Origin of the sequence: Streptomyces sp. NPDC051664, assembly GCF_044453545.1 — a bacterium.
In the GTDB taxonomy this organism is placed as follows: domain Bacteria; phylum Actinomycetota; class Actinomycetes; order Streptomycetales; family Streptomycetaceae; genus Streptomyces.
In genome coordinates this window covers 196,557-210,153 of record NZ_JBITCU010000001.1, presented here as the reverse complement: position 1 = coordinate 210,153, position 13,597 = coordinate 196,557, and the positions used below count along the sequence as shown (strand labels likewise).

At 70.4% G+C, this 13,597-nt stretch carries 12 protein-coding genes; 10 read left to right on the top strand and 2 right to left on the bottom strand.

What is annotated here, in order from left to right; genetic code table 11:
• Window positions 1-53 precede the first annotated feature (53 nt).
• Window positions 54-854: an alpha/beta fold hydrolase gene (locus ACIA8E_RS00970; protein ID WP_399292897.1), complete on the bottom strand. Its 801-nt coding sequence runs from the start codon at window positions 852-854 to the stop codon at window positions 54-56.
• 96 nt (window positions 855-950) lie between these two features.
• Complete coding sequence (locus tag ACIA8E_RS00965; RefSeq protein ID WP_399292895.1) at window positions 951-1,286, bottom strand: DUF427 domain-containing protein; 336 nt, start codon at window positions 1,284-1,286, stop codon at window positions 951-953.
• Between the two features lie 89 nt (window positions 1,287-1,375).
• On the opposite strand from ACIA8E_RS00965, the gene ACIA8E_RS00960 reads away from it, so the two are divergent.
• From ACIA8E_RS00960 to ACIA8E_RS00915, 10 genes are all read left to right on the top strand, one after another.
• Window positions 1,376-1,915 (top strand): TIGR00730 family Rossman fold protein, encoded by a 540-nt coding sequence (locus tag ACIA8E_RS00960; protein WP_267001573.1) that lies wholly within the window; start codon window positions 1,376-1,378, stop codon window positions 1,913-1,915.
• Window positions 1,916-1,943: 28 nt separating this feature from the next.
• Window positions 1,944-2,633, top strand: a complete 690-nt coding sequence (locus ACIA8E_RS00955) for an SDR family oxidoreductase (RefSeq protein WP_399292893.1) — start codon at window positions 1,944-1,946, stop codon at window positions 2,631-2,633.
• Window positions 2,634-2,757: 124 nt separating this feature from the next.
• A complete protein-coding gene (locus tag ACIA8E_RS00950) occupies window positions 2,758-3,783 on the top strand; it encodes a methionine synthase (RefSeq protein ID WP_399292891.1) in 1,026 nt (341 codons plus the stop codon).
• A gap of 30 nt (window positions 3,784-3,813) precedes the next feature.
• Window positions 3,814-6,009, top strand: coding sequence for an NAD-dependent DNA ligase LigA (ligA, locus tag ACIA8E_RS00945; RefSeq protein ID WP_399292890.1), 2,196 nt, complete (start codon window positions 3,814-3,816; stop codon window positions 6,007-6,009).
• A gap of 276 nt (window positions 6,010-6,285) precedes the next feature.
• On the top strand, window positions 6,286-8,466 hold the full coding sequence (locus ACIA8E_RS00940; protein ID WP_399292888.1) for a putative bifunctional diguanylate cyclase/phosphodiesterase: 2,181 nt from the start codon (window positions 6,286-6,288) through the stop codon (window positions 8,464-8,466).
• A 169-nt stretch (window positions 8,467-8,635) separates the two neighbouring features.
• The gene (gene gatC, locus ACIA8E_RS00935) at window positions 8,636-8,932 is read left to right on the top strand and encodes an Asp-tRNA(Asn)/Glu-tRNA(Gln) amidotransferase subunit GatC (RefSeq protein ID WP_015036350.1); all 297 of its coding nucleotides are present in this window, start codon (window positions 8,636-8,638) and stop codon (window positions 8,930-8,932) included.
• Window positions 8,933-8,937: 5 nt separating this feature from the next.
• The gene (gene gatA, locus ACIA8E_RS00930) at window positions 8,938-10,440 is read left to right on the top strand and encodes an Asp-tRNA(Asn)/Glu-tRNA(Gln) amidotransferase subunit GatA (protein ID WP_399292886.1); all 1,503 of its coding nucleotides are present in this window, start codon (window positions 8,938-8,940) and stop codon (window positions 10,438-10,440) included.
• Window positions 10,437-10,676, top strand: a complete 240-nt coding sequence (locus tag ACIA8E_RS00925) for a hypothetical protein (RefSeq protein ID WP_030930926.1) — start codon at window positions 10,437-10,439, stop codon at window positions 10,674-10,676. Before gatA ends, ACIA8E_RS00925 begins: the two co-directional genes overlap by 4 nt.
• Window positions 10,677-10,692: 16 nt before the next feature.
• On the top strand, window positions 10,693-12,201 hold the full coding sequence (gene gatB / locus ACIA8E_RS00920) for an Asp-tRNA(Asn)/Glu-tRNA(Gln) amidotransferase subunit GatB (RefSeq protein WP_399292884.1): 1,509 nt from the start codon (window positions 10,693-10,695) through the stop codon (window positions 12,199-12,201).
• A 78-nt stretch (window positions 12,202-12,279) separates the two neighbouring features.
• Complete coding sequence (locus ACIA8E_RS00915; RefSeq protein ID WP_399292882.1) at window positions 12,280-13,569, top strand: SLC13 family permease; 1,290 nt, start codon at window positions 12,280-12,282, stop codon at window positions 13,567-13,569.
• The last annotated feature ends 28 nt before the right edge of the window (window positions 13,570-13,597 follow it).

Sequence of the window (13,597 nt, the reverse complement as noted above, 5' to 3'; positions counted from 1 at the left end):
CTGCGAAGCGGGCCGGGCTCGGGCTGTGACGAGTCGTCGCGCGCCGCGGGGGCTTACGACGCCCGGCTGACGTACACGTCCGTCGAGAAGAACTCCGCCAGCGCCGGGGCGACCACCTGCGGCGCCAGATCATGCGTCTGGCCCGTCAGCGTGCGGTGCCGGGCGCGCGGGATCGCGTCCGCGAGGATGCGGGTCAGAGTGCGCACCGGGGTGGGACTGAATCCGCCCGTGATCACCATGGTGCGCGCGGTGACGGACCCGAGACGCTCGGCGGGGACCGTGCCGTTGCCGAGGATCGCGTCGTCGTACGCCAGGGTGTGCGCCAGTGATTCGAGACCGCGCCACAGAGGGGCGTGCCGCATCCGGGCGATCATGTCGGCCGGGATCCCCGCGAGCGACAGGAACAGCTCGAGTGCCCCCGCCCGGTCCCCGGCCGACAGCAGGCGGTGCAGCCGGGTCGCGTAGCGCGCCTTGGCACGGCGGCCCAGTGCGTCCGGGGCGAACGGCGGTTCGTACACCGCGAGCAGGTCGACGGGCAGCCCCGAGGCCTGCGCCTCCAGCGCCAGGGCGCCGCCGGACGACATCCCGAACACCGAGGCCCGGCCACCGACCCGATCGATCATCGCCGCCAGATCCTCGACCTCACGCTCGACCGCGTACGGCGCACCGTCCCCGCTGGAGCCGCGGCCGCGCCGGTCGTAGGTCACGACGCTGAACCGCGACGCCAGAAGTTCCGCCAGCGGTGCCTCGGTCGCCGCAGTACTCAGCGCCCCGCCCACCAGAATCACGGGCGGCCCGTCACCTCTGCGCCGGTAGGCGATCAAAGTGCCGTCACGGGAGGGAGTCCTGTCCATATGCAGATGGACTGCGGCGCACCGCAGAACTCATCGCTGCGGCGAGAAAGTTTTTCGAGATTCTTCAACTCCGCAGTTCAGCACGGTGTCTGGCGATCAGTCGGAGACCGTCTCGGTGTCGTAGAAGCAGAAGTGATCCTTGATCGCGGCGACTTCGGGCTTGGGGTCCGGATAGGCCCAGACGAGATCGGCCGCGTCCGACAGCGACCAGTAGGAGGCATCCCCCTTGAACGGGCAGTGGGTGTGGGTGTCCGACGCCGTGAGCAGTTCCGTGCGGACGTCCTCGGGCGGCAGGTAGTAGCGGACCGGACAGCCCGTCTCGCGCAGTACGAGCGGACGGCGGCTCTCGGCGAGCAGCTGACCGTCACGCACCACCCGCACATGCTCGGTGCCGGGCTCGACGGTGATCACGTGTCCTGAAGTGGAAGTCATGTCTTGTTCAGCCGTGCCGTGCGCCGGATTCTTCCCCGGAACAACCCCCTGTCCCGCGGAGTGTCAGTGGGGGCACTTACCGTTGCTGCATGAACATCTGCGTCTTTCTCTCCGCCGCCGACCTCGACGACCGCTACACCCGGCCCGCCCGCGAGTTCGCCGAGCTGCTCGGCCGCGGCGGACACACATTGGTCTGGGGCGGGTCGGAGAGCGGGCTGATGAAGGTCGTCGCCGACGGGGTGCAGGAGTCGGGCGGGCGGCTCGTCGGGGTCTCGGTGGACTTCATGGCCGCCCAGGCCCGGACCGACGCCGACGAGATGGTGATCGCACGCGATCTCGCCGAGCGCAAGGCGCTGCTCCTGGAGAAGGCCGACGCCGTCGTGATCATGGTTGGCGGTATGGGGACGCTCGACGAGGCCACCGAGATCCTGGAGCTCAAGAAGCACGGCAAGCACGACAAGCCGGTCGTCCTGCTGAACACGGCGGGTTTCTACGACGGGCTGCGTCTGCAGTTCCAGCGCATGGAGGACGAGGGCTTCCTGCCCCTTCCCCTCACCGACCTGGTGTTCTTCGCAAAGGACGGGGTCGGCGCGCTGGCCTACCTGGAGGAGTGGTCCGGCATCCAGTAGCCACCTGGCCGGATGCGACCATGGGCTCATGTCCACTCACCTCATCACCGGCGCCGGCTCCGGCATCGGAGCAGCTGTCGCCCGCCGTCTCCTGGAGCGCGGTGACGAACTCGTGCTGCTGGCCCGTGACGCGGGCCGCGCCAAGGAGCTGGCCGCGCTCCACCCCGGAGCCCGCACGCTCGTCGGCGACCTCGGCAACCCGGACCGGCTGTCCTGGGCGTTCGCGCAGCAGTCGCTCCCGGAGCGGATCGACTCGCTGATGCACATCGCGGGCGTCGTGGAGCTGGGCCAGGTCGGGGAGCTCACGCCCAAGGCATGGCACTTCCAGCTCAACACCAACCTGGTCGCCCCTGCCGAGCTGACCCGGCTCTTCCTGCCTCAACTGCGCGTGGCCCAGGGCCATGTCGTCTTCGTGAACTCGGGCGCCGGGCTCAGCGCACACGCCGAGTGGAGCGCGTACGCCGCGAGCAAGCACGGCCTGAAGGCGCTCGCCGACTCGCTGCGCCAGGAGGAGCACGGAAACGGTGTCCGGGTGAGCTCCGTCTACCCCGGACGTACCGCCAGCCCCATGCAGGCCAAGGTGCACCAGCAGGAGGGCAAGGAGTACGACGCCTCCCGGTTCATCGACCCTGAGTCCGTGGCGACCACGATCGTGATGGCGATCGACCTGCCGCGCGACGCCGAGGTCAACGACCTCACGGTCCGTCCCGGGCACTGAAACCCCGGACGCCGGGTCCGCGGAGGCCGAGCCGCCCGACATCGGGTGGAGCCCGGCCCGGCCCGCGAGCGTCGGCCCGCCGGGCCCGCGACGGGCCCGGCGGCCCGGACCGTAGGCTTCCTGCGTGACCGAGAAAAGCAAGTTCAGCGGGTGCCGCGCGACCGGTATCGGATCGATGCCCGGGGGAGACGCGCGGGAGGCGGCGAAGACCGTCACCGGGTCCTTCGCGGACGGTGAGGGTCTGCCGTATCTGCCGGAACTGCCGGCACGCGGGCCCGGCGCCGACATGATCGGGCGGACCATCGGACTGCTCGTCGACATGTACGGCCATGTCGAGCCCAGCGGCTGGCGCATCAGTGACCGGCCGAGCCGCGACACCCGGCGGGCCCGCTCCTGGCTGGGTGAGGATCTCGACGCCCTGGAGGAGTTCACCCAGGGGTACGAGGGACCGCTCAAGGTTCAGGCCGTCGGCCCCTGGACGCTCGCCGCCGCACTGGAACGGCGGGGCGGCGAGGCCGTGCTCGGCGACCCGGGTGCCTGCCGCGATCTGGCGGCCTCCCTGGCCGAGGGGCTGCTGGGCCATCTCACGGAGGTACGGCGCAGGATGCCCGGCACCCGGGTGATCCTCCAGCTCGACGAACCGTCCCTGACCGGCGTACTGCGCGGGCACATCAGGACGGCGAGCGGCTACCGCACCTACCGGGCCGTGGACCGGCAGGTGGTGGAGGGCACGCTCCGCGATGTCCTGGCGGCGAACGGGGAAGAGGCGACGCTCGTACACACCTGCGCGCCCGACGTGCCGTTCGCGCTGTTGCGCCGGGCCGGTGCCGACGGCATCTCGTTCGACTTCTCACTGCTCACCGAGCGTGAGGAGGAGGCGATCGGGGAAGCGGTCGAAGGCGGTACGCAGCTCTTCCTCGGGGTGGTGCCCGGCACCGACCCGGCTTCGGACGCATTGTCGGACCCGGGCGGTAGCGTCATGGGTGTCAGGACGCTGTGGCGCAGGCTGGGGCTGAATCCGGGGACTCTTGCCGAGTCGCTGGTGATCACCCCGTCGTGCGGGCTCGCAGGTGCGTCGCCCGCGTATGCGCGCGCCGCGCTCGCCCACTGCGCCCGGGCTGCGAGATCGCTCGCAGACAACCCTGAGTAAGCGGGTATCGGGTAACGGGAGGACGAGACGATGGCCGGCGGACAGAAATCGGACGTGCCTGCGGAGGCGCAGCAGCGGCATGCGCTCCTTGCGGAGCAGATCGAGGAGCACCGCTTCCGGTACTACGTGAACGACCAGCCGGTCGTCAGCGACGCCGAGTTCGACCGGCTGATGCGCTCGCTGCAGGATCTGGAGGGCGAGTACCCGCAGCTGCGTACGCCCGAGTCGCCGACCCAGAAGGTCGCGGGGCCGTACCGGACGGAGTTCACCTCGGTCGAGCACCGCGAGCGGATGCTCTCCCTGGACAACGCCTTCGACGACGAGGGGCTGGCGGTCTGGGCCGAGCGCGTCGCCAAGGACGTCGGGGCCGGCGCCTACCACTTCCTGTGCGAGCTCAAGGTGGACGGCCTCGCGGTCAACCTCACGTACGAGCAGGGGCTGCTGACCCGCGCCGCGACCCGCGGCGACGGCCGGAGCGGTGAGGACATCACCCCCAATGTCCGCACGATCGCCGAGATCCCGCACCGGCTGAAGGGCGACCGGATCCCGGCGCTGGTCGAGATCCGCGGCGAGGTCTTCTTCCCGATGGAGGCGTTCGAGGAGCTCAACGCCCGGCTGGTGGCGGCCGAGGACAAACCGTTCGCCAACCCGCGGAACGCGGCAGCGGGTTCACTGCGCCAGAAGGACCCGAAGGTCACCGCCGGCCGCCCGCTGCACATGGTGGTGCACGGCATCGGTGCCCGTGAGGGCCTCGAGATCGACCGGCTCTCGCATGCCTACGAGCTGCTGCACGAATGGGGCCTGCCCACCGCGAAGTACAACAAGGTCGTCGACTCCCTCGACGGTGTCAGGGAGTTCATCGCGTACTTCGGCGAGAACCGGCACTCCGTGGAGCACGAGATCGACGGCGTCGTCGTCAAGCTCGACGAGATCGCGCTCCAGGGTCGGCTGGGTTCCACCTCGCGCGCCCCGCGCTGGGCGATCGCCTGGAAGTACCCGCCGGAAGAGGTGAACACCAAGCTGGTGAACATCCGGGTCGGTGTCGGACGCACCGGCCGGGTCACTCCGTACGCACAGGTCGAACCTGTCGAGGTGGCGGGCTCCGAGGTCGAGTTCGCCACCCTGCACAACCAGAACGTGGTGAAGGAGAAGGGCGTCCTCATCGGGGACACGGTGGTGATCCGCAAGGCGGGCGATGTGATCCCGGAGATCCTCGGCCCGGTCGTCGATCTGCGGGACGGCACCGAGCGGGCGTTCGTGATGCCGACCCACTGCCCCGAGTGCGGGACGGAGCTGCGGCCCATGAAGGAGGCCGACATCGACGTCCGCTGTCCCAACGCGCGCTTCTGCCCCGCGCAGTTGCGCGAGCGCGTCGCCTATCTCGCGGGCCGCAAGTGTCTGGACATCGACCACTTCGGTTATGTCGCGGCGGCCGCCCTGACCAAGCCGCTGGAGCCCACCGAGCCGCCCCTGCGCGATGAGAGCGACCTCTTCGGGCTGACGATCGAGCAGCTGCTGCCGATCCGGGCCTACGTCCTGGACTTGGACAGCGGACTGCCCAAGCACGACCCGAAGACCGGCGAGGAGAAGACCGCCCTGGTCTTCGCCAACCAGCACGGCGAGCCGAAGAAGAACGCCGTGGCGATGCTGGAATCGATCACCGCCGCCAAACAGGCGCCGCTGGCCCGGATCCTCACCGGGCTCTCGATCCGTCATGTCGGTCCGGTCGCGGCCGAGGAGCTGGCCCGTCAGTTCCGTTCGATGGACCGCATCGAGGCGGCGACCGAGGAGGAGCTGGCCGCAGCGGACGGCGTCGGACCCATCATCGCCGCCTCGGTCACCCAGTGGTTCGCGGAGGACTGGCACCGGGAGATCCTGCGCAAGTGGCGGGCGGCCGGGGTCCGGATGGCCGACGAGAGCGCGGGTGACGACGAGGCGTCGCGTCCGCTCGAAGGACTCACCGTCGTCGTCACGGGCACGCTGGCCGACCACACCAGGGATGGCGCGAAAGAGGCCTTGCAGAGCCGGGGGGCAAAGGTGACAGGATCCGTTTCGAAGAAGACCTCCTTCGTGGTGGTCGGCGACAATCCGGGCTCGAAGTACGACAAGGCGATGCAACTGAAGGTTCCGGTTCTGGACGGGGCGGGCTTCGCCGTACTGCTCGAACAGGGGCCTGACGCGGCACGCGAGGCGGCTGTACCGGTCGCCGGACCGGTCGAGGAGTAGCCGGGCCGCGGCGGGCCGGACGGGCAATCGGCATGACCGGGAAGCCCGGTTCGCCCGTTCGCCGCATACCAGATGCTGAAAGATGGTCAGTTCGCATTCGGGCAAGAGCTGTAGAGCGCTGCCCGTACGAGCGTTCCGCGGCCTACTGTTGAGACGTGCGCCTGCCGTGCCCGGGTGCGTGACGGATATCCCGGCTGCGTGACGGTCAGGGTTCGTGGTGGCATGGGAGCGGGACGAGCAGGTGACATCGGCACCGCCGGCTGTGAGAGGGACGGAATGAAACCGACCGAGAGCGCCGCACCGGTGTCGCGGCTACAAGGTTTCCTCGGCCTCATGCCCAAAGTGGGTGCCGCCGTTTTACTGGTCGCCACTGTTCAGCTGGCGACCGGCTTCTACCGGACCGTGAGCGCCGGGCACGCGCTCTTCCCGAGCGGTGCGGCCGGCTGGTCGCTCGCCGTCCTCACCGGGATCATCGTCGGCCATCTCGTCGCGCTCGGGCGGGACCGCTGGTGGGGCGGCACCGGATCGGGCGCCGCCCTCACCCTCGCCGTGCTGCTGCTCTACGGCTGGGTGCCTGCCGGCCTGGTCAGCCTGGTCGTCGTCGTGCTCGTCGGGGTGGCCCGCAGACACCGCTGGTGGCAAGGGCTGCTGCATGGTGCGGTGGACATCCTGGGGATAGGTGCGGCGGCCCTGGTCCTCGCCGCCTTCGGCGACGTGCAGACCGTCGAGTCGCCCTGGAAGCCACTCGACTGGGGCATCGACGCCGTCCCGGAAGTCGTTCTGGCCGCCTCCACGTATCTCGTCGTCACCAGGGTCCTCCTCTGGTACGCGCGGGTGCCCCAGGGCGGCGGGCTGCCGACCATCGCCCGCACCGCCCTGCTGCGCCAGGGGCTCGTCGCGGTCGCGCTCCTCGGACTCGCCCCGCTGATCTGCGTCGTCGCGATCGCCACGCCCGTACTGCTGCCGCTGTTCGCCGTTCCGCTGATCGCCCTGGACTCCACCCTCTGGATCGCCCGGGCCCGGGCCGAGGAGCAACTGCGGGACCCGCTGACCGGACTGCCCAACCGGCAGTGGCTGCTGGAGCGCACATGGACAGCGCTGGAGGACGCCGAGAACATCGGCGCGAGATCCGCGCTCGTCCTGATCGACCTCGACCGGTTCCGTGCGGTCAACGACACCCTCGGCCATCTCGCGGGGGACCGGCTGCTGCTGCAGATCGCGGAGCGGCTCCGGCTGGCCCTGCCGCGCGGAGCGGAGGCCGCCCGGCTCGGCGGCGACGAGTTCGCCGTACTGCTGCCGACCGCGGACTCCACCACCAGTGCCCAGCGCGTCGCCCGCCATCTGGTCGCCGAGCTCTCCTCACCACTGGACCTCGACGGCCTCACGCTGGTGCTGGAGGCCAGCGCCGGAGTCGCTGTCTACCCCGACCACGCGCTGGACGCCGAAGGGCTGCTCAGACGGGCGGACGTGGCGATGTACCAGGCCAAGCGGGACCGTACGGGTGTCGAGGTGTACGAGTCGAAACGGGACAGCAACACCCCGGACCGGCTCGGACTCCTCGGGGACCTGCGGCGCGCGCTGGATGCCGGCGAGGTGGAGCTCCACTACCAGCCGAAGGTCCGGTTCGACGGCCAGGTGGCCGGGCTCGAAGCTCTGGTGCGCTGGGTGCACCCGGAGCGCGGCCGGGTACCTCCGGACGAGTTCATCGCCATCGCCGAGTCGTCGGGGCTGATGCCGCACCTCACCGAGTACGTGCTGGAGACGGCGCTGGCCCAGGTCGCCCGGTGGCGGGCGCAGGGGCTGTTCGTCCCGGTCGCGGTCAACGTCTCCCCGCGCGACGTCCACACCCCGGGCTTCGCGGGCGGCGTCGCGGCGCAGCTCGCCCGGCACGGCGTCCCGGCCGGCTCCCTCCAGCTGGAGATAACGGAACACGTGCTGCTGGAGGACCCGCAGCGTGCCGCCGACACGCTGGCCGGCCTGACCGCGCACGGCGTGAAGATGTCCCTCGACGACTTCGGTACGGGGTACTCCTCGCTGGTGCACCTGCGCCGGCTGCCGGTCAGCGAGCTGAAGATCGACCGTTCATTCGTCGCCCGGCTGGCCGTCGACAACGAGGACGCGGAGATCGTCCGATGCACCATCGACCTGGCCCACTCGCTCGGCCTGCTGGTCGTCGCCGAGGGCGTCGAGGACGACGAGACGTGGGAGCGGCTGCGGGACCTGCGCTGCGATGCGGTGCAGGGGTGGCTGGTCGCGGCCGCGATGCCGCCGCAGGAGACGACGGCGTGGCTGCGGGCGCGCGGCGAGCACGGCTGGCGGCGTCCGGCGGAGCTGGAGGCGGCGGCCGCCGCGGCCGCTGCCGCCGCATCGGGGACGGCGGGCGTGACGGCAGCCGTGGCCGAGTTGGAGCAGCGGAAGCCGGGGCGGCCCGCGCAGTCGCGTCCGGCGACGACATGAGCGGGCCAGGCGGCCCAAATCCCGGCGGCGGAATCGAGCCGATCGTCCCCGGTACGGGCACGGCCGGGGGCTGACCGGAGGCGAGTGTTCCGTGGGTGGCGGCCCCGCCGGCGCCGGACCCCATAGGATTGGGGCCAAAACCACAACACTCACCCCTGAGGATCGCTGCATGCCTGGCATCACGCGCGAGGAGGTCGCCCACCTCGCCCGGCTGGCGCGTCTGGAGCTGAAGGGCGAAGAGCTCGATCACTTCGCCGGTCAGCTCGACGACATCATCGGCGCGGTCGCCCGCGTCTCCGAGGTCGCCGACCAAGACGTACCGCCGACCTCCCACCCGCTGCCGCTGACCAATGTCATGCGCGCGGACGAGGTCCGTCCGTCGCTCACCCCCGAGCAGGCGCTCTCCGGCGCCCCGGCCCAGGAGCAGCAGCGTTTCAAGGTGCCGCAGATCCTGGGGGAGGACTAGAAGTCATGACGGACAACAGCTCCATCATCAAGCTCACCGCCGCCGAGATCGCCGCGAAGATCGCTTCCGGCGAGCTCACGGCCGTCGAGGTCACCGAGGCGCACCTGGCCCGGATCGACGCGGTCGACGAGAAGGTGCACGCCTTCCTGCACATCGACCGTGAGGGCGCGCTCGCGCAGGCCCGTGCCGTCGACGCGAAGAAGGCCGCGGGCGAGAAGCTCGGCCCGCTGGCCGGTGTCCCGCTCGCGCTGAAGGACATCTTCACCACGAAGACCATGCCGACCACCGTCGGCTCGAAGATCCTCGAGGGCTGGGTCCCGCCGTACGACGCGACTGTGACCAAGAGGCTGAAGGCCGCCGACGTCGTCATCCTCGGCAAGACCAACATGGACGAGTTCGCCATGGGGTCCTCCACCGAGAACAGCGCCTACGGCCCGACCGGCAATCCGTGGGACCTCACCCGGATCCCGGGCGGCTCCGGAGGTGGCTCCTCGGCCGCCCTCGCGTCGTTCGAGGCCCCGCTCGCCATCGGCACGGACACCGGCGGTTCCATCCGCCAGCCCGCCGCCGTCACCGGCACCGTCGGCGTCAAGCCCACCTACGGTGCGGTCTCCCGCTACGGCATGGTCGCCTTCTCGTCCTCGCTCGACCAGGGTGGCCCGTGCGCCCGTACGGTCCTGGACGCGGCGCTGCTCCACGAGGCGATCGCCGGACACGACCCGTTGGACTCGACGTCCATCGACGCCCCGGTCCCGCCGGTCGTCGAGGCCGCCCGCAACGGCAGCGTCGACGGCATGCGCATCGGCGTCGTCAAGCAGTTCTCCGGCGAGGGCTACCAGGCCGGTGTCGTCCAGCGTTTCAACGAGTCGGTCGAGCTTCTGAAGTCGCTCGGTGCCACTGTCGTCGAGCTGGACTGCCCGTCCTTCGACCTGGGTCTGTCGGCGTACTACCTGATCGCGCCGTCCGAGTGCTCCTCGAACCTGGCCCGCTTCGACGCCATGCGGTACGGCCTCCGGGTCGGCGACGACGGCACGAAGTCCGCCGAGGAGGTCACCGCGCTCACCCGCGAGGCCGGCTTCGGCGACGAGGTCAAGCGCCGCGTCATCCTCGGTACGTACGCACTCAGCTCCGGCTACTACGACGCGTACTACGGCTCGGCGCAGAAGGTCCGCACGCTCATCACCCGGGACTTCGAGAAGGCCTTCGAGCAGGTCGACGTGATCGTCTCCCCGACGACGCCGACCACCGCCTTCCCGATCGGTGAACGCGCCGACGACCCGATGGCGATGTACCTGGCCGACCTGTGCACCATTCCGACCAACCTGGCCGGCAACTCCGCGATGTCGCTGCCCTGCGGTCTGGCACCGGAGGACGGTCTGCCGGTCGGTCTGCAGATCATCGCCCCCGCCATGAAGGACGACCGGCTGTACAAGGTCGGGGCCGCCGTCGAGGCCGCCTTCGTGGAAAAGTGGGGGCACCCGCTGCTGGAGGAGGCTCCGTCACTGTGAGCGCACTGACCAAGGCCAAGGGCTTCAAGAAGTCCAAGACCGGTACGTACCTGTCCATCGGCACCACCGCGTTCGGTGCGGTCAGCGTGCTCAAGCAGGCCAAGAAGGCACGCTCCGAGCACGACACGCTCCGGCTGGTCGACGCCGTCGTCTCCGCTGCCGCCATCGCCACCGGCATCGCTCTGCTCTACCGAGAGCTGAAGCGCCTGGGCGACGACGACGTACTGCTGGGTTGAGAGGGAAAGTTTCACCGTGACTGTCACTGACCTGGTGCCGTACGAGGACGCCCTCGCGACGTACGACCCCGTCATGGGCCTGGAGGTCCATGTCGAGCTCGGCACCAAGACCAAGATGTTCTGCGGCTGCTCCACCGAGCTGGGCGCGGAGCCGAACTCACAGACGTGCCCGACCTGCCTCGGCATGCCCGGCTCGCTGCCGGTCGTCAACGCCATCGGCGTCGAGTCCGCCATCAAGATCGGTCTCGCGCTGAACTGCGAGATCGCCGAGTGGTGCCGCTTCGCCCGGAAGAACTACTTCTATCCGGACATGCCGAAGAACTTCCAGACCTCGCAGTACGACGAGCCGATCGCCTTCGACGGCTATCTGGACGTCCAGCTGGAGGACGGGGAGACCTTCCGGGTGCAGATCGAGCGCGCCCACATGGAGGAGGACACCGGTAAGTCGCTGCACGTCGGCGGTGCCACCGGCCGTATCCACGGCGCGTCGCACTCCCTGCTCGACTACAACCGTGCGGGCATCCCGCTCATCGAGATCGTCACCAAGCCGATCGAGGGAGCGGGCGCGCGCGCCCCCGAGATCGCGAAGGCGTACGTCGCCGAGCTGCGCGAACTCATCAAGGCGCTGGGCGTTTCCGAGGCCCGCATGGAGCAGGGCCAGATGCGCTGCGACGTGAACCTGTCGCTGCGCCCCAACGGCACCGAGACGTTCGGTACCCGCTCCGAGACGAAGAACGTGAACTCGCTGCGTTCCGTCGAGCGTGCCGCCCGTTACGAGATCCAGCGCCACGCCGCGGTGCTGAACTCCGGCGCCAAGGTCGTGCAGGAGACCCGGCACTTCCATGAGGAGGACGGCTCCACCACGGCCGGCCGCATCAAGGACAACGCCGAGGACTATCGCTACTTCCCGGAGCCGGACCTGGTGCCCGTCGCCCCGGCCCGCGACTGGGTCGAGGAGCTGCGCAAGGGACTTCCCGAGCTGCCGCGGGTACGCCGCAACCGGCTGCGCGAGGAGTGGGGCGTCTCGGAGTTCGACATGCAGTCGATCCTCAACGCGGGCGCGGTCGACCTGATCGTCGCCACGACCGAGGCGGGTGCCCCGTCCGACCAGGCCCGCAAGTGGTGGATGGGCGAGCTGGCCCGGCACTCCAACGAGACCGGTGTCGCCCTGGACGAGCTGGCGATCACCCCGGCGCAGGTCGCCCGGGTGACCGAACTCGTCGCCTCCGGCGACCTCAACGACAAGCTGGCGCGCCAGGTCATCGTGGGGGTCCTCGCGGGCGAGGGCGACCCGGACGCAGTCGTCGAGAAACGGGGCCTGAAGGTCGTCTCGGACGAGGGTGCGCTGGGCGCGGCCGTGGACGAGGCGATCGCCGCCAACGCGGCCGTCGCGGACAAGATCCGCGGTGGCAAGGTCGCGGCGGCGGGTGCGCTCGTCGGCGCGGTCATGAAGGCCACCCGTGGCCAGGCGGACGCGGCCCGGGTGCGCGAGCTGATCCTGGAGAAGCTCGGCGTCGAGGGCTGAGTCCTTCGCGCAGCTGCGGCTGCGTACGTACGTAGGTGAAGGGGCGGTGCACCCGGCCAACGGGTGCACCGCCCCTTCATGATTCCTTGCGCTTCCGGAGAGAGTCCGCTGAACACCGTCACCGCCGAGATCGTCTCCGTCGCCCTGCTCCTCGCGGTGCTGGCGTTCGCCGTCGTACGCCCCCGGGGGCTGCCCGAGGCGACGGTCGCCGTACCCGCCGCCGTGCTGGTGGTGGTCCTCGGCGCGGTGCCGTTCGCGGACGCGCGGGCCCAGGTCGGCAGCCTGCTGCCGGTCGTCGGCTTCCTCGCCGCCATTCTCGTGCTGGCCCAGCTCTGCGCCGACGAAGGACTGTTCACGGCTGCCGGCCATATGGTCGCCCGCCTCTGCCGGGGGCGGACCGGGCCGCTGCTCGGCGGGGTCTTCGTCGTGGCGGCGCTGATCACAGCCGTCCTCAGCCTGGACGCCACGGTGGTCCTGCTGACGCCCGTCGTCATCGCCACCGCCGCCCGTGTCGGCGCCCGCCCCCGCCCGTACGTCTACGCCTGCGCGCATCTCGCCAACTCGGCGTCCCTGCTGCTTCCCGTCTCCAACCTCACCAACCTGCTGGCGTTCACCGCGAGCGGCCTCTCCTTCACCCGCTTCGCCGCGCTGATGTCCCTGCCGTGGCTGGCTGCCATCGCCGTCGAGTACGTCATCTTCCGCCGCGTCTTCGCCGATGACCTGGCAGCGGGCGCGCACCCGCCGGATCCGGACGAGGAACCGACCGGCGTCCCCGTCTTCACGCTCGTCGTCCTCGGCCTGACCCTGGCGGGTTTCGTCGTCACGTCGTTCGCGGGCGCGGAACCGCTGTGGGCCGCGCTGGCCGGAGCGACCGTCCTCGGGATCCGGGCACTGGGACAGCGGAGAACCACGGTCAAGGGGCTGGTGCACGCCGCCAACCCGATGTTCTGCCTCTTCGTGCTGGCCCTGGGGGTCGTCGTCGCGGGTGTCGTCGAGCACGGCCTCGGCGCCGGGATCGGCATGCTCCTGCCGGACGGTTCGTCACTGCCCGCGCTGCTGGCGGTGGCTGCGGTGGCGGCGGTGCTGGCCAACCTGATCAACAACCTGCCCGCGATCCTGGCCCTGCTCCCGGTCGTCGCGGCGGCCGGACCGGGACCGCTGCTCGCCGCGCTGATCGGGGTGAACCTCGGGCCGAACCTCACCTATGTCGGCTCGCTCGCCACTTTGCTCTGGCGCCGCATCCTGCATGCCCACGGCGCCGCGCCCGAACTGGGCCACTTCACCCGGCTGGGGCTGCTGACCGTACCGGCGACACTGGTCGTGTCGACGGTCGCGCTGTGGGGAGCGCTGCACACGATCGGGGTTTGACCGGTACCGCGGCCGGGCACGGGGTCCG